This is a genomic window from Hydrogenophaga aquatica (assembly GCF_054780915.1).
The window spans coordinates 1-20,445 of sequence record NZ_BAAGVK010000022.1 but is presented as its reverse complement, the minus strand read 5'-3'; the positions used below and the strand labels follow the sequence as shown (position 1 = coordinate 20,445).

The following is a 20,445-nucleotide window of genomic DNA, read 5'->3' as shown; positions in this document are numbered from 1 at the left end:
ATGTCGGCACACGAGGGCTGGCAGTTCGTCTGCCGGCTGTTCGCCGCGGGCATGCCGGTGCTGCGCGCCACCCTGTCGCCGCGCGAGGTGGCGCTGCTGCCGCACCTGGGCCGCGCGATCCAGGCGGCCGTGACTGATCAATCTTGCGTGCTGTGCCCGCATTGTGCGCTGCATCGGGCGCCGGTGTTCGGCGACGGGCGCGGCGGACGCTTGTGCCGCTGCCCGGACTGCGGGCCGGTGCCGGTCTCGCCGCAGGACGGCGCAGCGCTGCGGTTGAACGAGGACTGGCTGCGCCAGAAGCTGCGCCTGGCCCTTGCGATCGACAGCCGCGACGGCATCGACGACCTTGGTGACGGCGTGTGGCGGCTGGGCGAATCCCGGCGCGCGCCGGTGCTGCTCGCACGCGACATCGTGAGGCTGTGGCAAGAACCAGCGCTGCTGGATCGGGTGCGCGTGACCGGTGGCGACGTTCGGGTGATTACACCCAAACCGCGCGAAACGCGCGGTGCGCCCTTCGGGCCGGGCGTGCAGTGGTGGGCGTTGGAAGATCGCTTCACCCTCTACGGTGGCGGCATCGCGCTCATCGGCCTGCCGGGTGAGCCGCCAGACCCGCAGGCCAGCGATCCAACGACGCCAGTGAAGGGGCCTTTCTCGGCGGATTTCCGCTGGGTCACGCTGCCCGACTGGCCGCACGGCCCGATCCGGCTGACCGAGGCTCAGGCAGCAGTGTTCGAGGCCCTGTGGTCGTTCAAGGGGGAGCCCCGCACCGCCGAACAGGTCATGCGGCGTGCCGGGCTCGACAGCGCCAAGCCCATCGACGTGTTCAAGGTCAAGACGCGCGACAAGGGCAAGCCGGAAGCCGAAGGGCCACTCGTTGCATACCGGGCCCTCGTCCAGGTCGTGCAGGGGCGCCCGGGGCTGTACTCGATGCCCTGTGCTGCAGCATTGAGCCCCGTGCAGGCTTGATGCCTTGCTCATCCAAGCACGATGGACAACCGATGGCAGTGACGCACGTGCAAGTCACTGGGCCACAAGGCCATTTGCGTGCGCTTCCGCAAAGAAGTTGGCGCGGATTTCGAGAGAAAAGAGGGCGAAAGAGAGTCGAACCGGGCGACTTCCGGCCACCCTGCCACTACCGCGTGGCACACGCGGAACGCCGCCAAACCCCGCATGGTGTCGCGGAACCCGCAAATGAAAACGCCCAACCGAGAACGGTTGGGCGCTGAATGGTGGTGGCCTGGGGCGGAATCGAACCACCGACACGCGGATTTTCAATCCGCTGCTCTACCAACTGAGCTACCGGGCCAAGACTTAAATTATAGCAGAGTTTTTTGCCCGTTAGCTACCGTTGCGTTTGGACCGCGACAAATCCACCCCCAGCTGCTTGAGCTTGCGGTACAGGTGCGTGCGCTCCAGCCCGGTCTTCTCGGCCACGCGGGTCATGGACCCGTTTTCCTTGGCCAGATGGAATTCGAAATAGGCTTTCTCGAAGGCATCCCTCGCGTCCCGCAGCGGCACGTCCAGATCGAAAGTCTGAACGGCAGCGCTGTCTGTCTGCGCTTCGGCGTCGAGCACGACGCCCGGTGTTGGCGCCACGACAACAGAAGGCATGGACACGGCGGGCGCCCTTTGCGACGGCAGCGTGCGCGCGACCACCTTGTTGAGCCCTTTCTCAACGGCCTGCAGCAATTTCTGCAAGGTGATGGGCTTTTCCAGGAAAGCCATGGCGCCGATGCGGGTGGCCTCGACAGCGGTGTCGATGGTGGCGTGGCCGCTCATCATGATCACCGGCATGGTCAACAGACCGCTGGCAGACCACTCCTTGAGCAGGGTCACCCCGTCGGTGTCGGGCATCCAGATGTCCAGCAGCACCAGATCGGGCCGGTAACTGGCCCGCAGTTCACGCGCACGCGCCGCGTTCTCCGCCAGTTCGACAGCATGGCCCTCGTCGTTCAGGATTTCAAACAGCAAATCCCGAATGCCGAGTTCATCGTCAACCACCAATATGTTCGCCATGACGTTGCGCTTGCGTCCTCTCTGATCAGCTCAACTCTGTTGCGTATTTGCAACCTTGAATGATAGCGACACTTGTGCCCCGCACACCTGGCCACTTTCCACGCGCTGTGCCAGGTCCACCCGGCCACCGTGCTCGTCCATGATCTTCTTGACCACCGCCAGCCCCAGCCCAGTGCCTTTGCTCTTGGTCGTCACGTAAGGTTCAAACGCTCGCTTCAGAATGGCCTCAGCAAATCCCGGGCCACTGTCCAGCACGTGCAGGCGCACCCAGCGCCCGCTCTCTGAAACGCGGGTCTGCAACACCACTGGAGCGCCCCTGGACCCCGTGGCGTCCTGGGCGTTCTGGACCAGGTTGTGCACCACCTGGCGAACCTGCTGGGCATCCGCAGCCACCAGCGGGCATGCCGGATCCAGGTCCAGCCTCACGGGCACGTCCGAGGCGTCGTAGATGGCAACGATGTCGGTGACCAGCACGTTCAGATCGAGCGGGACCAGCTGCGCACCGGGCAGGCGCGCGTAGTCCCTGAACTCGTTGACCAGGCGCTTCATGGCATCGACCTGATCGACGATGGTCCTCACCGATTTCTGGAGAACCGCCAACTCACTGCCCTCCAGCTTGGGCTCCAGTTTCATGGCCAGCCGTTCGGCCGACAGCTGAATCGGCGTCAGGGGGTTTTTGATCTCATGTGCAAGGCGGCGCGCCACTTCACCCCAGGCCTGGGCCCGCTGGGCCGAAATGATTTCGGAGACGTCATCGAACACCAGCAGATGTTCGCCGTTAGGCAACAGGGCCCCGCGGGCGATCAAGGTCACGATCCCCGATGCGTGCATCACGTCCGCATGGCCGGAGTGGAGTTCGAACGATTGCTGCCAGTGCCCGCCTTCGGCCGAGGAAACGTCTGCGCCGAACCTGTCGAAATGCTGCGCGACCGCGGCGCCGAAGGCTTCCAGCCCGGGCACCTCGCGCAGCGGGCGCCCCAGGTAGGCAGCCAGTGGGACCCGCAAGACGCGCGTGGCACCGGGGTTGGCACTGAGCACACGGTGCCCGGTATCCAGCACCACCACACCTGCCGTCAGGTTGTCCAGCAGGGTCTGCAGGTTCGAGCGCGCAGCATCCACCTGAACCATGCTCTGCTGAACGGCCTGCCGGGCATCCGAGAGTTCTTGCGTCATGTGTGCAAAGGTTCGTGTGAGCCCGGCCAGTTCATCCCGGGCGGGCAGCGACACCTTGGGCGTGAGGTCGCCGCGCGCCACGTCCCGCATGCCCTCGGCCAGGACGAGCAGCGGCCGCACCAGCTGGTTGCCAAGCAGCACGGCCAGCAGCACGGCACCAAAGACCGCCAGGAACAGGGCCAGTGTGAGCGTGCCGATGTACATGTTTCGCAAACCGGTGCGCGCCAAGGCACGCTCCTGGTATTCGCGATGCGCCTGCTGGACGGCCAGCGCATCGGCCAGCAGCGCTGCGGGCAGCGGCGCACTCACCTGCAAGACACGCGAATCGGCACCAAAACCGAAGCTGGAAGGCTGGACCAGGGCCAGCACGCGCACTCTGGGCAGTTTTTCTGACGGCATGTCCAGCAGGACTTTGGGGTCGGGCAGCGACTCCAGCTCCTCGACCCCCTCGATGCTGAAGGCCACCCGCTGGCTGCGAATCTGGCGCAGTTGCACAGGACTCGGCCGATCGGGCGTCAGTTCGAAGCGCGACTCACCGGCACTGGCGATCGCCTGCCCCGAACTGCTCCAGAGCACCACGTCGCTGGCCAGCAGCTGTTCACGCAGGCGTTCCAGTGCCAGTCCTGCCGCAGCATCGCTCGTGCCCCCCAGCGCGAGCGCGGCGGAGCGGGTCTTGTTCGCCAGATCGGCGGCCAAGGTATCCAGTGTTGTGCGCCCCAGGTTCAGGCCTGCCGACAGGGCTGTCTCCACCCTGACGTCGAACCACGACTCGATCGAGCGGGAAACGAACTGGTAGGACACCGTGTAGATCAGCAGACCGGGGAAGAAGCCGACCAGGCCGAAGATGGCGGCCAGTTTCAGCAGCAGGCGGCTGCCGAACCGTTTGCGCTTGAGCCGGATGGCCAGCCTGACCGACAGCCAGAGTATCACCAGCAGCAGCACCGCCGCGACCGCAACGTTGACCAGCACAAGGCGCGTGTAATTCACCTCGTAGAAGGCACGATGGTCTGTGGCGAGTGTGAGCAGGAAGAACAGCACCATGGCCACACCCACCATGAAGACCATGGCCAGCCCAACCGCCCACCGTGTCGCGGCCTTGTTTTTCCAGGCGGGGGACGGGATGTTCATGGCTGGTTGTCGGCAATGGGTGGCACGCTCAGCACTTGCGTGAAGTCAAGCTTCCATTCGTCCTGGCCGGCGGCACCTATCTGGAAAGGCTTGGGCAGCAAACCCGCATCCAGCCGGAAACGCAGCTGCACCCGGTAGGTCACGTCCGGCGCAAGCATCGAGCCGTCCACCAGCTTCCAGCCCGACGTGCGCGTCACAATTGCCAGCGCCTCCTGAAGCGAGTCCACGTTCTGGTGCAGGGCGTTGACGGCTCCCGCCTCACTGGGCAAGGCCGACGAAACACTGAGGCGCCAGCGCCTGGTCAAGGGCTGGTAGGCCAGACGCACGACGCGGCTGGCGCTGGCCACCTTCTGATCGGCCCAGTACCAGCGGGGCCGCTGCACCTCGGCCTGCCAGATGAAGTGCAAGGGCACCCCTTTGTGGAGCACGTCATCCACCCCGTCGGGCAGAGAAAACGGAATCCGGGCCGACAAGTGGATGCCTTCAGCCGTCCGCTCCACCTCCACCCTCGGTGACTCCAGCGGCACGCCTTCTGCCTTGGCCATGCCGCCCAAGAGCACAAGCGCAAACAGCAAGACCCGGAGCCCGAGACCACCTAGCCCCCGGGCAAATGGCCACGCCCCGCGGCCTGAGCGGTCAGGCCGAAGGGAGCTTGTGCAGCAAGGCGTAATAGAAACCATCCATTCCACCCTTTGGATTGTCGTTCATCGCCGAAACATCCCCTGTCTCGGCACGATCGGGCAACAGGTGCCCCGGCGATGGCGACAGCCTTGCATCGGCGTGCTGCGAAAGAAAAGCCTCCACCTGAAGGTCACCCTCTGCCTTGAAGACGGAACATGTGCAATACAGCAGTCGGCCACCGGTCTTCAGCAGCGGCCAAAGCGCTTCCAGCAGCCGGCGTTGCTGCTCGGCCAGCCGGGGCACGTCGGAGGGGCGGCGCAGCCATCGCACGTCAGGATGGCGCCGCACGATTCCCGAGGCCGTGCAGGGGGCGTCCAGCAAGATGGCGTCGAACGGCCGCCCGTCCCACCACGTGCCGGGCTCGGCGGCGTCCGCAGCCCTAACCTGCGCTTGCAGCCCGAGCCGCCGCAAGTTGTCACCAATGCGCAGGCAGCGCTGGGCGTCAACGTCCAGGGCCAGCAGGTCCAGTTCTGCACGCTCCAGCAGATGCGCTGTCTTGCCACCCGGGGCGGCACAGGCGTCCAGCACCCGCGCGCCGTTTGGTAACCCGCCATCGGCGGCCAGCAGGGGGGCGGCCAGCTGCGCGGCAGCATCCTGAACGGAGACCCAGCCGTCCTGCCAGCCAGGAAGCGCCTCCACAGGCTGGGCACGCGCCAGAATCAGGCCGTCCTCACCCACGGGCAGTGCCGCGATGCCCTGGGCGCCGAGCAGGGCCAGGTAACTGTCGCGCGCCTGTTTGCGGCGGTTGACCCTCAAGGTCATGGGTGCGGCACGATGGCTCGCCTGCAATATGGTCTGCCAATGTGCCGGGTGGTCCTTCTTCAGCTGCTGCACCCACCACAGGGGGTGGTTCCAGAGTGCGACAGGGTCGTTCCTGGCGCTGGCCAGCAACGCACTCTTCTCACGCAGGAACCGCCGCAGACAGGCGTTCACGAACCCCGTGGCCGCTTTGGGCGCCTTGAGTGCATCCAGCGCACGCACGCACTGGTCGACGACCGTGTGGGGTTCATAGCGCACACCCTCGTCATCGTTGTCGAGCAATATCGTCAGGGCCGCGCCCAGCAATGCAGCCACCAGAGGCTGTGGTGGGCGCTTGGCCAGCAGGCCCTGCAGCACCGTCGCCTCGCCCCAATGGCGCAGGGCATGGAAGGTCAACGCCTGCACGCCGGGCCTTAGCGCAGGCGGCACCTTGGGCAAGGCGTCGGTGAGCGACCCGCCTTTGTTCACCGCAGACAGCGTGCGCGCAGTCCACGCGAGTTGTTCACACAAGGGCGCTTGAAGCGTCATTCCATTCCTCTCGGCCTGCCGTTGCGGCCAACGCAGGCATCTTTCCACCATATATGCGCTCTATGCGCTGAACCAAAGGGGGATGCGCGTCGAGCCATTGCCCCCACCTGCCCGATTCCGCAGACACCAGCAACATGTGCTGCACCACAGGGTTGCCCACCCCAGTCCGCGAGCGCGCGTCGCCGCCCGCCTGCCCCAGCGCCTTGCGCAGCACCCTGCCCAGGCCCTCCTTGTTGCGCGTCCATTGCACCGCACGCGCATCGGCAAGGAACTCCCGCTGCCGGGACACCGCCGCCTGCAATGCGTGCCCGGCCAGCCAGCCCAGCCAGCCTGCAGCCATGATGGCGGCGCCAAGCACGGCAGCCAGGTGGCGGCGCCCCTGTTCGTCCGGCACCATCAGGCTCTGCCCCAGCCTGTAGATCATCTCCAGGCCAAAGACCATTCCTGCCAAGCGCATGTTCAGACGTGTGTCGCCTTCACGGATGTGGCTCAGCTCGTGCGCAACGATACCCTGCATCTCTTCACGGGTCAGCGTCTCCAGTGCGCCTTGCGTCACGGCAACCACGGCGTCCTCGGCATCCCAACCGGTGGCCAGCGCGTTGATGCCCTGCTCCCTGGGCAAAACCATGGCCTGCGGCGCCCGCATGCCTGCGGCAATCGACAGTTCGGTAACGACGTTCAAGAAGCGCTGCTCGTCACGGCTGTTGCCAGGCCGCACCTCGCGCGCACCCAGCCGTTGCGCCAGAACCACCCCGCCGCCGCGCAGGCTCGACGTTTCCACCCACCAGCCACCCAGGACGAACAACAGCGTCACCCCGGTGTTCACCGCAAAGAAATGCCGCGGGTAGCCGAAGGCGCCGCCCCAGGTCACCTGCCACGCCAGGGCCAGCACCAGGTTGATGACCACCACAAGCGCAAGCACCATGACCGCGAACCAGAACAGCAGGCGGCGCGTCTGGCCCCGCGCATGTCGCTGGAACTCGAAAAACCGCATGGCCCGGGTCAGAGCTGCACCCGAGGCGCCTGACGCTCCTCTTCACTTTGCGTGGACGCCAGCATGTCGAGGGGGAGAAAACCCAACGTGCGCGCGACGATCAACGTCGGGAAATGCAACGCGGCCTGGTTGTATTCCAGCACCTGATCGTTATAGGCCTGACGCGCAAAACCCACCCGGTTCTCGGTGTGCGTCAACTCTTCGCTGAGTTCGCGCAACGTTTCATCCGCCTTGAGCGCGGGATAGTCCTCCACGACCGCAAACAATCGCCCCAGCGCACCCCCAAGCACCTGCTCGGCGCCCGCCAGTGCGCCCAGTGCGGAAGGGCTCAGAGGACTTGCCGCCGCTTTTTGCTCCATGGCCGCCGCCTGATTGCGGGCCGCAATCACCGCTTCCAGCGTGCGGGCTTCGTGCGCCATGTACTTGCGCGCGACCTCCACCAGGTTCGGGATCAGGTCATACCGGCGCTTGAGCTGCACATCGATCTGCCCGAACGCGTTGGACACCTGGGTCTTCAGCCGCATCAGGCGGTTGTAGGCCCCCACGGCCCAGAAGATGACAACGGCCAGGCCACCCAAGAACACCCACAAGAACCCATCCATGCTCACTCCTTACGACCGAAAACTGACCAAACGGCGCCAGACGTATGCGGCCACCCCCAGCGACTTTACCCCAGCCCAAAAGAAAAACCCCCAACCAGCTTTCGCTGGCTGAGGGCTCACTGGCCGAAGCCCCGGCCGGTCAATGACGGCTGGGAGTCTTCGTTATTCGGCCGATTCGGTGTCGCTGCTGGCTTCGGCCTGATCTGCTGCCAGTGCAGCAGCGTCTGCCTCGGCGATCGCGCGGCGCTCCTCGTCGTCCATGCGCTCCTTGACGCGGCGCGCGTCGTGGAAGGCCATGCCCGTACCGGCCGGGATCAGGCGGCCGACGATCACGTTCTCCTTCAGACCACGCAGCTCGTCGCGCTTGCCCATGATGGCAGCCTCGGTCAGCACGCGGGTGGTTTCCTGGAAGGAAGCCGCAGAGATGAACGAGTCCGTCGACAGCGATGCCTTCGTGATACCCAGCAGCACGTTGCTGTAGGTCGCAGGCACCTTGCCGTCGTTGCGCAGGGCGTCGTTGGTGTTGAGGATCTCGGAACGCTCCACCTGCTCGCCAGCGATGTAGCTGGAGTCGCCCGGGTTCTCGACCACGACACGGCGCAGCATCTGGCGAACGATCACCTCGATGTGCTTGTCGTTGATCTTCACGCCCTGGAGACGGTAGACGTCCTGCACCTCGTCAACGATGTAACGGGCCAGCTCTTCCATGCCCAGCAGGCGCAGGATGTCCTGCGGGTCGGCCGGGCCGTCCACGATGCTCTCGCCCTTGTTGACCACCTGGCCTTCGTGCACCAGGATGTTCTTTTCCTTGGGCACCAGGTCTTCCCAGACCTTGCCATCCGGGTCGGTGATCTGCAGACGAACCTTGCCTTTGGTTTCCTTGCCGAAGGACACGGTACCCGTGATCTCGGCCAGCACACCCTTGTCCTTCGGGCTGCGGGCTTCGAACAGTTCGGCCACGCGGGGCAGACCGCCGGTAATGTCGCGGGTCTTCTGACCTTCGACAGGGATACGGGCCAGCACTTCGCCGGGGCCCACGTCCTGGCCGTCGCGCACCTGGATCAGCGCGCCCACCTGGAAGCCGATGGTCACCGAGTGGTCGGTGCCAGGGATCTTGACTTCCTGGCCCTGCGCATCCACCAGCTTCACCTGAGGACGCACCACCTTGGTGGAGCCACGGCGCTTCGGATCGATCACCACCAGGGTGCTCAGGCCGGTCACGTCGTCCACCTGCTTGGCAACCGTCAGACCCTCTTCCACGTTCTCGAACTTCACCTGACCGGCGAATTCGGTGATGATGGGGCGGGTCAGCGGGTCCCAGTTGGCCAGGATGGTGCCAGCCTTGATGGTCTGGTCGGGCTTGATGGCCAGGATGGCGCCGTACGGCACCTTGTGGCGCTCGCGCTCGCGGCCATGTTCGTCCTGGATGATGATCTCGCCGGAGCGGGCAATCACCACCAGTTCGCCCTTGGAGTTGGTCACATAGCGCATCGTGGCGTTGAAGCCGACGATACCGTTGGACTTGGCTTCCACGCTGGAGGCCACGGCCGCACGCGATGCCGCACCACCGATGTGGAAGGTACGCATCGTCAGCTGCGTGCCGGGCTCACCGATGGACTGCGCCGCGATCACACCGACGGCTTCGCCCACGTTCACCAGGCCGCCACGGCCCAGATCGCGGCCGTAGCACTTGGCACACAGGCCGTAGCGGGTCTCGCAGGTCAGCGCGGTGCGCACGCGCACCTCGTCCACACCCACGGACTCGATCAGGTCGCAGGTGTCCTCGTCGATCATGTGACCGGCAGGGATGATCACCGCCTGGTTCTCGGGATTCAGCACTTCCTCGGCCGTGGTGCGGCCCAGGATACGCTCGCGCAGGGACTCGATCACCTCACCGCCCTCGACGATGGCGCGCATCAGCGTGCCATTGGAGGTGCCGCAATCGTCCTCGGTCACGACCAGATCCTGGGTCACGTCCACCAGACGGCGGGTAAGGTAACCGGAGTTGGCGGTCTTGAGCGCCGTGTCGGCCAGACCCTTACGTGCACCGTGCGTCGAGATGAAGTACTGCAACACGTTCAGACCTTCACGGAAGTTCGCCGTGATGGGGGTCTCGATGATGGAGCCGTCCGGCTTGGCCATCAGACCGCGCATACCGGCGAGCTGACGGATCTGGGCAGCGGAACCCCGGGCGCCCGAGTCGGCCATCATGTAGATCGAGTTGAACGATTCCTGGTCGACTTCCTTGCCCGTGCGGTCGATGGTCTTTTCCTTCTTCAGGTGCTCCATCATGACCTTGGAGATCTCGTCACCGGCCTTGCCCCAGATGTCCACCACCTTGTTGTAGCGCTCGCCAGCGGTCACCAGACCGGAGGCGTACTGCTGGGCGATTTCCTTCACCTCGGCTTCGGCGCGCTCGATGATGCTGTGCTTCTCGGCAGGCACCAGCATGTCGTCGATGGCGATGGAGATACCCGCGCGGGTTGCCAGACGGAAGCCGTTCTGCAACAGCTTGTCGGCGAACACCACGGTGTCCTTCAGGCCGCACTTGCGGAAGGAGGTGTTGATCAGCTTGCTGATCTCCTTCTTCTTGAGCGCCTTGTTCAGGTTCTCGAACGGCAGGCCCTTGGGCAGGATCTCGGACAGCAGCGCGCGGCCCGCAGTGGTGTCCACCACCTTGGTCACGGGCGTGAACTCGCCGGTATCCTTGTCCTTCACGTACTCGGTCAGGCGCACGCTGATCTTGGCGGTCAACTCGACCACGCCAGCGTCCAGGGCGCGCTGAACTTCGGCCACGTCGGTGAAGATCATGCCTTCACCCTTGCCGTTGATGCGCTCGCGGGTCGTGTAGTACAGACCCAGCACCACGTCCTGCGAAGGCACGATGGAGGGTTCGCCCGACGCCGGGAACAGCACGTTGTTGGAGGCCAGCATCAGGGTGCGGGCTTCCATCTGCGCTTCCACGGACAGCGGCACGTGCACGGCCATCTGGTCACCGTCGAAGTCGGCGTTGAACGCGGAACACACGAGCGGGTGCAGCTGGATGGCCTTGCCTTCGATCAGGATGGGCTCGAAGGCCTGGATGCCCAGGCGGTGCAGCGTCGGTGCGCGGTTCAGCAGCACCGGGTGCTCCTTGATGACATCTTCCAGGATGTCCCACACCACGGGCGTGCCGGCTTCCACTTCCTTCTTCGCGGCCTTGATGGTGGTCGCAATACCCATCTGCTCCAGACGGGCGAAGATGAAGGGCTTGAACAGCTCCAGCGCCATCAGCTTGGGCAGACCGCACTGGTGCAGCTTGAGGGTCGGGCCCACGGTGATCACGGAACGGCCGGAGTAGTCGACGCGCTTGCCCAGCAGGTTCTGGCGGAAGCGGCCGCTCTTGCCCTTGATCATGTCGGCCAGGGACTTGAGCGCGCGCTTGTTGGCGCCCGTCATGGCCTTGCCACGGCGGCCGTTGTCCAGCAGGCTGTCCACGGCTTCCTGCAGCATGCGCTTTTCGTTGCGCGCGATGATCTCGGGCGCCTTCAGCTCCAGCAGACGCTTCAGGCGGCTGTTGCGGTTGATGACGCGGCGGTACAGGTCGTTCAGGTCGGAAGTCGCGAAGCGGCCACCATCCAGCGGCACCAGCGGGCGCAGGTCCGGCGGCAGCACGGGCAGCACTTCCAGCACCATCCACTCGGGCTTGATGCCAGACTTCTTGAACGCCTCCAGCACCTTCAGGCGCTTGGCGTTCTTCTTGACCTTCAGTTCGGAACCGGTCAGGTCGTTGCGCAGGCGCTCGATCTCGGTGTCGAGGTCGATGCTCTCCAGCAGCTCCTTGATGCCCTCTGCGCCCATCTTGGCGATGAACTCGTCACCGTATTCCTTGACCTTGGCGTCGTAGTCATCCTCGGACATGATGCTGAACTTCTTCAGCGGGGTCATGCCGGGGTCCACCACCACGTAGGCTTCAAAGTACAGCACGCGCTCGATGTCGCGCAGCGTCATGTCGAGCACCAGGCCCAGACGCGACGGCAGCGACTTCAGGAACCAAATGTGTGCACAAGGCGCGGCCAGATCGATGTGGCCCATGCGCTCGCGGCGCACCTTGGTCTGGGTCACTTCAACGCCGCACTTCTCACAGATCACGCCACGGTGCTTCAGGCGCTTGTACTTGCCGCACAGGCACTCGTAGTCCTTGATGGGACCAAAGATCTTGGCGCAGAACAGACCGTCGCGCTCGGGCTTGAACGTGCGGTAGTTGATGGTCTCGGGCTTCTTGACTTCACCGAAGGACCAGGAGCGGATTTTTTCCGGCGAGGCCAGGCCGATGCGGATGGCATCGAAGTGCTCGTCGGGCGTGAACTGCTTGAACAGGTCGAGCAAGGATTTCATGTGTGGCTTTCCTTTACTTCAGTGAATCAGGAACGTTCCAGTTCGATGTCGATACCCAGCGAACGGATTTCCTTGACCAGCACGTTGAACGATTCCGGCATGCCGGCGTCGATGGCGTGCTCGCCCTTGACGATGCTCTCGTACACCTTGGTGCGGCCCTGCACGTCGTCGGACTTGACGGTGAGCATTTCCTGCAGGATGTAGGAGGCGCCGTACGCCTCCAGTGCCCACACTTCCATCTCACCGAAGCGCTGGCCACCGAACTGCGCCTTGCCGCCCAGCGGCTGCTGGGTAACCAGGGAGTACGGGCCGGTGGAGCGGGCGTGCATCTTGTCGTCGACCAGGTGATGCAGCTTCAGGTAGTGCATGTAGCCCACGGTGGTCACGCGCTCGAACGCGTCGCCCGTGCGGCCGTCGTACAGCTGCGCCTGGGTACGCGTAGCGGTCAGGCCCTTGGCCTTGGCGATGTCGTCCGGATAGGCCAGCTTCAGCATGTCGCGGATCTCGTCTTCCGAGGCGCCATCGAACACCGGCGAAGCGAAAGGCACGCCAGACGTCAGTTCCTTGGCCATGGCCAGGATCTCGTCGTCCGACAGCGCAGCCAATTCTTCCTTGCGGCCCGCGCGGTTGTAGATCTGGTCGAGGAACTCGCGGATCTCGGCCGTGGCGGCTTCGCGCTGCAGCATGTCACCAATGCGCTGGCCCAGGCCCTTGCCGGCCCAGCCCAGGTGGACTTCCAGCACCTGACCGATGTTCATACGCGAAGGCACGCCCAGCGGGTTCAGCACGATGTCCACGGGCGTACCGTCTGCCAGGTGGGGCATGTCTTCCACCGGGGTGATCTTGGAGACCACACCCTTGTTGCCGTGACGGCCGGCCATCTTGTCGCCAGGCTGCAGGCGGCGCTTGACGGCCAGGTACACCTTGACCATCTTCAGCACGCCAGCGGGCAGCTCGTCGCCTTGCGTCAGCTTCTTGCGCTTTTCTTCGAAAGCCAGGTCGAAGCTGTGGCGGGTCTGCTCCATCGCGTTCTTGATGGACTCCAGCTGCGCGGCAACGGTCTCGTCTGCCGGGCGGATATCGAACCAGTGGTACTTCTCGACGTCGGTCAGGTAGGCCTTGTCGATGGTCGTGCCCTTGGCCAGCTTCTTCGGGCCGCCATTGGCAACCTTGCCGGTCAGCAGCTTCTCGATTCGGTCGAAGGCGTCGGCCTCCACGATGCGCAGCTGGTCGTTCAGGTCGAGGCGGAAGCGCTTCAGCTCGTCGTCGATGATCTGCTGGGCGCGCTTGTCACGCTGGATGCCTTCACGGGTGAAGACCTGCACGTCGATCACGGTGCCCTGGGAGCCCTGGTCCACACGCAGCGAGGTGTCCTTCACGTCGGACGCCTTCTCGCCGAAGATGGCGCGCAGCAGCTTCTCTTCAGGCGTCAGCGTGGTCTCGCCCTTGGGCGTGACCTTGCCCACCAGCACGTCACCGGGCTGCACTTCGGCGCCCACGTAGATGATGCCGGACTCGTCCAGGCGGTTGAGCTGCTGCTCAGCCAGGTTCGGGATGTCGCGGGTGATTTCCTCGGCACCCAGCTTGGTGTCGCGGGCCATCACCACCAGTTCCTCGATGTGGATGGAGGTGTAACGGTCCTCGGCCACCACGCGCTCGGAGATGAGGATGGAGTCCTCAAAGTTGTAGCCGTTCCAGGGCATGAACGCGATCAGCATGTTCTGGCCGATCGAGATCTCGCCCAAGTCGGTGGATGCGCCGTCAGCGATCACGTCACCCTTGGCCAGCTTGTCGCCCTTCTTGACGATGGGGCGCTGGTGGATGTTGGTGTTCTGGTTGGAACGCTGGTACTTGATCAGGTTGTAGATGTCCACGCCCACTTCGCCAGCCACGGCTTCGGCGTCGTTCACGCGGATCACGATGCGGGTGGCATCGACATAGTCCACCACACCACCGCGCTTGGCGGTGACCACGGTGCCGGAGTCGATCGCGGCCACGCGCTCGATGCCCGTACCCACCATCGGCTTCTCGGGACGCAGCACCGGCACGGCCTGGCGCGACATGTTGGCGCCCATCAGTGCGCGGTTCGCGTCGTCGTGCTCCAGGAAGGGGACCAGCGAAGCAGCCACGGAGACGATCTGCGCGGGCGACACGTCCATGTACTGGACCGTCTCGGGCGCCGTCAGGATGGATTCACCCTTTTCGCGGGCAGACACCAGCTCGCCGGTCAGGCGGCCTTCGGCATCCAGCGTCGCGTTCGCCTGGGCGATCACGTACTTGCCTTCCTCGATGGCAGACAGGTAGTCGATCTGGTTGGTCACCTTGCCGTCCACCACGCGGCGGTACGGGGTCTCGATGAAGCCGTACTCGTTCAGACGGGCGTACAGCGCCAGCGAGTTGATCAGACCGATGTTCGGACCTTCAGGCGTTTCGATAGGGCACACGCGGCCGTAGTGCGTGACGTGCACGTCGCGCACCTCGAAGCCTGCGCGCTCGCGGGTCAGACCACCCGGGCCCAGGGCGGAGACACGGCGCTTGTGCGTGATCTCGGCCAGGGGGTTGGTCTGGTCCATGAACTGCGACAGCTGGGACGCGCCGAAAAACTCCTTGAGCGCCGCGGAGATCGGCTTGGAGTTGATCAGGTCGTGCGGCATCAGCGGCTCTTGCTCGGCCTGACCCAGACGCTCCTTCACAGCCTTTTCAATACGTGCCAGACCGGTGCGGTACTGGTTCTCGGCCAGTTCGCCAACGCAACGCACACGGCGGTTGCCCAGGTGGTCGATGTCGTCCACCTCGCCCTTGCCATTGCGCAGATCCACCAGGATCTTGACCACGGCCAGGATGTCCTCGTTGGACAGCACCATCGGGCCAGTGGACTCGTCACGCCCGACACGAGCGTTGAACTTCATGCGGCCGACGCGCGACAGGTCGTACGTGTCCGGGTTGTAGAACAGGCGGTGGAACAGGGCCTGAACAGCGTCTTCGGTCGGCGGCTCGCCGGGGCGCATCATGCGGTAGATGGCCACGCGGGCAGCGAACTCGTCGGTCGTCTCGTCGGTACGCAGGGTCTGGCTGATGTAGGCGCCCTGGTCCAGTTCGTTGGTGTACAGGCAGGGCAGTTCCTGGATGCCGGCGCTGCGCAGCTTCTTGAGCAGAGTCTCGGTCAGCTCGTCGTTGGCCTTGGCGATGATTTCCCCGGTGTCGGGGTCCACGATGTTCTTGGCAACAACACGGCCCAGCAGGAAGTCCTCGGGCACGGTGATGTGGGTCGTGCCGGACTGCTCCAGCTCGCGGGTGTGGCGCACGGTGATGCGCTTGTCCTTGGCGACGATCACCTTGCCCGACTTGTCGGTGATGTCGAAACGGGCCACCTCGCCACGCAGGCGCTCGGACACAAACGCCATCTGGGCGCCGCTGTCCATCAGGCGGAAATGGTCGTTGACGAAGAAGTTCGCCAGGATCTGCTCGGGGTTCAGGCCGATGGCCTTGAGCAGGATCGTGACCGGCATCTTGCGGCGGCGGTCGACACGGAAGTACAGCAGATCCTTCGGATCGAATTCGAAGTCGAGCCAGGAGCCACGGTAGGGGATGATGCGAGCGGAGAACAGCAGCTTGCCCGAGCTGTGGGTTTTGCCCTTGTCGTGCTCGAAGAACACACCGGGCGAACGGTGCAGCTGGGAGACGATCACGCGCTCCGTGCCGTTGATGATGAAGGAGCCCTTGTCGGTCATCAGGGGCACTTCGCCCATGTAGACCTCCTGCTCCTTCACTTCCTTGACCACCTTGGACTGCGGCGTGGAGGATTCACGGTCGTAGATGATGAGCTGCACGCGCGCGCGGACGGCCGAAGCGAAGGTCAGACCACGGGTCTGGCACTCACGAACGTCGAAGGCCGGCTTGGCCAGGTTGTATTCCACGAACTTCATTTCCACGAAGCCGTTGTGGGACACGATGGGGAAGGCCGACTCGAACGCGGCCTGCAGACCCTCGGACGCACGCTTGCGCGGCGCCATGTCGGCTTGCAGGAACGCGGTGTAGGCATCCTTCTGCATCTGCAGCAGGTAGGGAATTTCCAGCACGTTTTCGCGGCTGCCAAAACTCTTGCGGATGCGCTTGCGTTCGGTGAATGAATATTGAGCCATGAGATCTCCGGGCTTGAGGTCTGCGGCGACTGTTCAACAGGAGCGGGCGATAACGCACTCCCCTGGATCTTGGCGACTGGCCTCTACCAGTCAGTGGCGGACGGCCCGTGCGTTGCACACAGGCCCGAACCAAGCCGTCTTCTGCAGTCGGGGTCAGAAGACACTGAAAAACGGACTGTTTCCAATCAGTTTTTCAGCGTTTTCGAGAAACGCCGAAAGGCTGGTCTTGCAACCAGCCTTGGAGCATTCGCATGGGAGCCCGCAAGCTCCCACCGAATCACTTGAGCTCGGCCTTGGCGCCAGCTTCTTCCAGCTTCTTCTTGGCGGCTTCAGCGTCGGCCTTGGGCATGGCTTCCTTGACGGTCTTGGGAGCGCCGTCAACCAGATCCTTGGCTTCCTTCAGGCCCAGACCGGTGATTTCACGCACGGCCTTGATCACGGACACCTTGTTGGAACCAGCTTCAGCCAGCACCAGGTCGAAGTCGGTCTTCTCTTCAGCAGCGGCAGCAGCGGCGCCACCACCAGCAGCAGCGGGAGCGGCCATGGCGGCAGCGCTCACACCAAACTTCTCTTCGATGGCTTTCACCAGGTCGTTGAGTTCCATGACCGTCATGCTGTCCAGAGCGGTCAAAAATGCGTCTTTATCGAATGCCATTTTGATTTCCTAAAAACTGATGGTTGGGAACAGACTGCAATCAGGCAGCCTGCGCCTCGCCTTTCTTCTCGGCCAGAGCGGCCAGCACACGTGCGGTGCGAGAGATGGGGGATTGCATCAAGCCCAGCAACTGAGCCAGCAGCACTTCCTTGGAAGGGATGCTTGCGAGTTGCTTAACGCCGTTCGCGTCCAGGGCCTTGCCGGAATACACGCCACCGCGAATCACCAACTTGTCGTTGGTTTTCGCGAAGTCGGCCACCACCTTGGCGGCGGCGACCGCGTCTTCCGAGAAGCCGTAGATCAGCGGACCGGACATCTGGTCGGCGCCTGCCTCGAAGCCAGTGCCAGCGACAGCACGGCGGGCCAGGGTGTTCTTCAGAACACTCAGGCTCACACCCTTGCTGCGAGCGTCGACACGCAACTTGGTCAGGTCGGCGACCGTGATGCCACGGTATTCCGCCATCACGAGCGTTTGAGCTTTAGCGGCGAGTGCCGACACCTCTTCGATGACGGCTTGCTTCTCACTGCGATTCAGACTCAAGGTCTACTCCTTAAAAAGCATGGTTCAGCGAACCGTTCCATGCACCTGTTTGCAGCGATCAACCGTTTTTGGAAAAGTATCCATCTGCGGCGGGATCGCCATCTGCGCTGGATGATTAAGCAAGCTGCCCATATGGACAAAATGCACCAGCGGTCTTGGATGGCCCCACCGGACTTGCGACCGGCGGGCCCACCATGTCGGGCCATCACCGCAGTGACAGCCCGAGATTCCTCACGATCAGGCCGCGATGGAAGCCACGTCCACACGCACGCCCACGCCCATGGTGGACGACACGGCCACCTTGCGCAGGTACTGGCCCTTGGACGAAGCCGGCTTGGCCTTGTTCAGTGCCTCGATCAGCGCTGCCAGGTTGCCCTGCAGCTTGTCGGCGTCGAAAGAGCGGCGACCGATCGTGCCGTGCACGATACCGGCCTTGTCCACGCGGAACTGCACCTGACCAGCCTTGGCGTTCTTGACAGCCGTGGCCACGTCGGGCGTCACGGTGCCGACCTTGGGGTTCGGCATCAGGCCACGGGGACCCAGGATCTGACCCAGGGTACCCACCACGCGCATCGCATCGGGAGAGGCGATCACCACGTCGAAGTCCATCTTGCCAGCCTTGATGTCGGCGGCCAGATCATCGAAACCAACGACGTCAGCGCCAGCAGCCTTGGCTTCTTCAGCCTTGGCGCCCTGGGCGAACACAGCCACGCGCTTGGTCTTGCCAGTGCCATTGGGCAGCACCACGGCGCCACGCACGACCTGGTCGGATTTCTTCGCATCCACACCCAGTTGAACAGCCACGTCGATCGACTCGTCGAACTTGGCGTTTGCGCACTCCTTGACGATAGCCAGAGCTTCGGTCAGGGGGTACAGCTTGGTGGAGTCCACCTTGCCTTCAAAAGCTTTTTGCTTCTTGGTCAGCTTGGCCATGTCACACGCCCTCCACAATCACGCCCATGGAACGGGCGGAACCAGCGATGGTCTTGACTGCAGCGTCCAGATCGGCAGCGGTCATGTCCTTCATCTTGGTCTTGGCGATTTCCTCGAGCTGAGCACGGGTGATCTTGCCAACCTTGTTCTTGTTCGGCACGGAAGAACCCTTGTCCAGCTTGATCGCCTTCTTGATCAGCGTCGTGGCCGGGGGAGTCTTGATGATGAAGGTGAAGCTCTTGTCCGCGAAGGCGGTGATCACCACCGGCAGCGGCAGACCGGGCTCGACGCCCTGGGTCTGGGCGTTGAACGCCTTGCAGAACTCCATGATGTTCAGACCGCGCTGACCCAGCGCCGGACCGATCGGGGGGGAGGGGTTGGCCTTACCAGCTGGCACTTGCAGCTTGATGAAGCCGACGATTTTCTTCGCCATGTTTAAGCTCCTGCGAGTTCATGCGGCCCGCCACCTGTTTGGTGACGCAACCTCCTCGCGGTGAAGACCCGCTTGATTCACCCGCTGACGTCGGGCCGATGCCGCCAGCGAAAAACGCCGGAGCGACAACGCGCGCCGGCGAAACTCTTAATTCTATCTGAAAATCGATCTGCTACGCAAGACGCAGGCGCGCCTTCCGCGCAAACTCAGGTCTTCTCGACTTGATTGAACTCCAGCTCGACGGGGGTGGCACGCCCGAAGATCGTGACCGACACGCGCAGCTTGTTCTTTTCGTAGTTGACTTCCTCGACCGTGCCGTTGAAGTCGGTGAACGGGCCTTCCTTGACACGCACGTATTCGCCAATGACGAACTCGACCTTGTGACGCGGCTTGTCGGAGCCTTCCTGCATCTGACCAATGATCTTCTGCACGTCCTCTTCGGAAATGGGGGTGGGGCGGTTGCGGGCGCCGCCAACGAAACCCGTCACCTTGCTGGTGTTTTTCACCAGGTGCCAGGTTTCGTCGTCCATCACCATTTCCACCAGCACGTAGCCTGGGAAGAATTTGCGCTCGGTGGTGCGCTTCTGGCCGTTCTTGACCTCGACCACCTCTTCGGTCGGCACGAGGATGCGACCGAACTTGCTCTGCATGCCTGCGCGTTGCACACGCTCAAGAATGTTGCGCTCGGCTGCCTTTTCCATGCCGGAATAGGCATGCACCACATACCAGCGCATGCCCTCAGCGGGTGCCGCGTTCATTTCAGCGACTGCCGTTTGTTCCGTCATCTTTACCTCCAACCCAGCACCAGATCGTAGAGCACCCATTCGAGCGTCTTGTCGGTCAACCACAAGAACAGGGCCATCACGAACACGAAGGCGAACACATAAGCCGTCATCTGGATGGCCTCGCGGCGCGTGGGCCAGACGACCTTCTTGACTTCCTTGACGGAATCCTTGCCGTAGGCGGCAAGGCGCTTGCCCGAATCGGACACCGCAAAAACCACCACGGCGGCGGCCAGAGCAAGCAGCAGCGCGCCCCACTGAACCATAGGCCCCCGGGCCGACAGCAGGTAAAACGCCACAAAGCCCGCCAAGGCGAGTATCACCGCGCCGACGAGCTTGGCTTTGTCGGCTCCCGAGCCAACGGTTTCTACATCAGTTGTGGCCATGAATCCTGCACTCAACAATCTTGCGCCATCAGAAACGCAAGCCCACCAGAGGTCTTACGACTTCGGCGGGCTTCTTGAATCCACTCGTGACGGGAAGATTTTTGACGATCTTCCCAATCAGGTGGCAGGGGCAGAGGGAATCGAACCCCCAACCTTCGGTTTTGGAGACCGACGCTCTGCCAATTGAGCTATACCCCTACGAAATCAACGATCAGTCGATGATCTTGGCAACCACGCCGGCGCCCACGGTACGGCCGCCTTCGCGGATAGCGAAGCGCAGACCTTCTTCCATGGCGATCGGAGCGATCAGCTTGA

The 20,445-nt window shown here is 63.6% G+C and carries 16 protein-coding genes and 2 tRNA genes; 1 reads left to right on the top strand and 17 read right to left on the bottom strand.

Annotated elements, in window-relative coordinates; genetic code table 11:
• Positions 1-966, top strand: a complete 966-nt coding sequence (locus ACYVHH_RS15560) for a hypothetical protein (RefSeq protein ID WP_019559508.1) — start codon at positions 1-3, stop codon at positions 964-966.
• Positions 967-1,230: 264 nt separating this feature from the next.
• Here ACYVHH_RS15560 and ACYVHH_RS15555 read toward each other — a convergent pair.
• The 17 genes from ACYVHH_RS15555 to ACYVHH_RS15475 form a co-directional block, all read right to left on the bottom strand.
• Positions 1,231-1,306, bottom strand: a tRNA-Phe gene (locus tag ACYVHH_RS15555).
• 32 nt (positions 1,307-1,338) lie between these two features.
• The gene (locus tag ACYVHH_RS15550; protein WP_460566107.1) at positions 1,339-2,016 is read right to left on the bottom strand and encodes a response regulator; all 678 of its coding nucleotides are present in this window, start codon (positions 2,014-2,016) and stop codon (positions 1,339-1,341) included.
• Between the two features lie 30 nt (positions 2,017-2,046).
• Positions 2,047-4,317, bottom strand: a complete 2,271-nt coding sequence (locus ACYVHH_RS15545) for a sensor histidine kinase (RefSeq protein ID WP_460566106.1) — start codon at positions 4,315-4,317, stop codon at positions 2,047-2,049.
• The gene (locus ACYVHH_RS15540; RefSeq protein WP_460566105.1) at positions 4,314-4,892 is read right to left on the bottom strand and encodes a DUF4390 domain-containing protein; all 579 of its coding nucleotides are present in this window, start codon (positions 4,890-4,892) and stop codon (positions 4,314-4,316) included. Before ACYVHH_RS15540 ends, ACYVHH_RS15545 begins: the two co-directional genes overlap by 4 nt.
• A gap of 61 nt (positions 4,893-4,953) precedes the next feature.
• Positions 4,954-6,285, bottom strand: coding sequence for a 16S rRNA (cytosine(967)-C(5))-methyltransferase RsmB (gene rsmB, locus ACYVHH_RS15535; protein ID WP_460566104.1), 1,332 nt, complete (start codon positions 6,283-6,285; stop codon positions 4,954-4,956).
• On the bottom strand, positions 6,260-7,279 hold the full coding sequence (locus tag ACYVHH_RS15530) for a M48 family metalloprotease (protein WP_460566103.1): 1,020 nt from the start codon (positions 7,277-7,279) through the stop codon (positions 6,260-6,262). Before ACYVHH_RS15530 ends, rsmB begins: the two co-directional genes overlap by 26 nt.
• A gap of 8 nt (positions 7,280-7,287) precedes the next feature.
• Entirely contained in the window at positions 7,288-7,881 is a 594-nt protein-coding gene (locus ACYVHH_RS15525; RefSeq protein WP_460566102.1) for a LemA family protein, read from the bottom strand.
• 162 nt (positions 7,882-8,043) lie between these two features.
• On the bottom strand, positions 8,044-12,258 hold the full coding sequence (gene rpoC / locus ACYVHH_RS15520) for a DNA-directed RNA polymerase subunit beta' (protein ID WP_460566101.1): 4,215 nt from the start codon (positions 12,256-12,258) through the stop codon (positions 8,044-8,046).
• A gap of 26 nt (positions 12,259-12,284) precedes the next feature.
• Positions 12,285-16,400, bottom strand: coding sequence for a DNA-directed RNA polymerase subunit beta (rpoB, locus tag ACYVHH_RS15515; protein WP_460566100.1), 4,116 nt, complete (start codon positions 16,398-16,400; stop codon positions 12,285-12,287).
• A 277-nt stretch (positions 16,401-16,677) separates the two neighbouring features.
• The gene (gene rplL / locus ACYVHH_RS15510) at positions 16,678-17,055 is read right to left on the bottom strand and encodes a 50S ribosomal protein L7/L12 (RefSeq protein WP_460566099.1); all 378 of its coding nucleotides are present in this window, start codon (positions 17,053-17,055) and stop codon (positions 16,678-16,680) included.
• Between the two features lie 40 nt (positions 17,056-17,095).
• A complete protein-coding gene (gene rplJ, locus ACYVHH_RS15505) occupies positions 17,096-17,596 on the bottom strand; it encodes a 50S ribosomal protein L10 (RefSeq protein WP_460566098.1) in 501 nt (166 codons plus the stop codon).
• Between the two features lie 237 nt (positions 17,597-17,833).
• Positions 17,834-18,529, bottom strand: a complete 696-nt coding sequence (gene rplA / locus ACYVHH_RS15500) for a 50S ribosomal protein L1 (RefSeq protein ID WP_460566097.1) — start codon at positions 18,527-18,529, stop codon at positions 17,834-17,836.
• 1 nt (position 18,530) lies between these two features.
• The gene (rplK, locus tag ACYVHH_RS15495) at positions 18,531-18,962 is read right to left on the bottom strand and encodes a 50S ribosomal protein L11 (RefSeq protein ID WP_070400499.1); all 432 of its coding nucleotides are present in this window, start codon (positions 18,960-18,962) and stop codon (positions 18,531-18,533) included.
• 206 nt (positions 18,963-19,168) lie between these two features.
• The gene (gene nusG / locus ACYVHH_RS15490) at positions 19,169-19,747 is read right to left on the bottom strand and encodes a transcription termination/antitermination protein NusG (protein ID WP_460566096.1); all 579 of its coding nucleotides are present in this window, start codon (positions 19,745-19,747) and stop codon (positions 19,169-19,171) included.
• A 2-nt stretch (positions 19,748-19,749) separates the two neighbouring features.
• Positions 19,750-20,130 carry a preprotein translocase subunit SecE gene (gene secE, locus ACYVHH_RS15485; RefSeq protein WP_460566095.1) on the bottom strand — a complete coding sequence of 127 codons (381 nt, stop codon included), beginning with the start codon at positions 20,128-20,130 and terminating at the stop codon, positions 19,750-19,752.
• A 122-nt stretch (positions 20,131-20,252) separates the two neighbouring features.
• Positions 20,253-20,328: transfer RNA gene (locus tag ACYVHH_RS15480), tRNA-Trp, on the bottom strand.
• A 13-nt stretch (positions 20,329-20,341) separates the two neighbouring features.
• Positions 20,342-20,445, bottom strand: a 104-nt coding sequence (locus ACYVHH_RS15475) for an EF-Tu C-terminal domain-related protein (RefSeq protein ID WP_460566092.1), incomplete at its 5' end; no start/stop codon positions are given.

Bases quoted from the DNA above. Each gene is read 5' to 3' on its own strand.
- ACYVHH_RS15525 (WP_460566102.1), bottom strand. From the start codon at position 7,881: ATGGATGGGTTCTTGTGGGTGTTCTTGGGTGGCCTGGCCGTTGTCATC.
- rplL (WP_460566099.1), bottom strand. From the start codon at position 17,055: ATGGCATTCGATAAAGACGCATTTTTGACCGCTCTGGACAGCATGACG.
- ACYVHH_RS15560 (WP_019559508.1), top strand. From the start codon at position 1: ATGTCGGCACACGAGGGCTGGCAGTTCGTCTGCCGGCTGTTCGCCGCG.
- ACYVHH_RS15550 (WP_460566107.1), bottom strand. From the start codon at position 2,016: ATGGCGAACATATTGGTGGTTGACGATGAACTCGGCATTCGGGATTTG.
- ACYVHH_RS15545 (WP_460566106.1), bottom strand. From the start codon at position 4,317: ATGAACATCCCGTCCCCCGCCTGGAAAAACAAGGCCGCGACACGGTGG.
- rplA (WP_460566097.1), bottom strand. From the start codon at position 18,529: ATGGCCAAGCTGACCAAGAAGCAAAAAGCTTTTGAAGGCAAGGTGGAC.
- nusG (WP_460566096.1), bottom strand. From the start codon at position 19,747: ATGACGGAACAAACGGCAGTCGCTGAAATGAACGCGGCACCCGCTGAG.
- rpoB (WP_460566100.1), bottom strand. From the start codon at position 16,400: ATGGCTCAATATTCATTCACCGAACGCAAGCGCATCCGCAAGAGTTTT.
- rplK (WP_070400499.1), bottom strand. From the start codon at position 18,962: ATGGCGAAGAAAATCGTCGGCTTCATCAAGCTGCAAGTGCCAGCTGGT.
- secE (WP_460566095.1), bottom strand. From the start codon at position 20,130: ATGGCCACAACTGATGTAGAAACCGTTGGCTCGGGAGCCGACAAAGCC.
- rsmB (WP_460566104.1), bottom strand. From the start codon at position 6,285: ATGACGCTTCAAGCGCCCTTGTGTGAACAACTCGCGTGGACTGCGCGC.
- rpoC (WP_460566101.1), bottom strand. From the start codon at position 12,258: ATGAAATCCTTGCTCGACCTGTTCAAGCAGTTCACGCCCGACGAGCAC.
- ACYVHH_RS15530 (WP_460566103.1), bottom strand. From the start codon at position 7,279: ATGCGGTTTTTCGAGTTCCAGCGACATGCGCGGGGCCAGACGCGCCGC.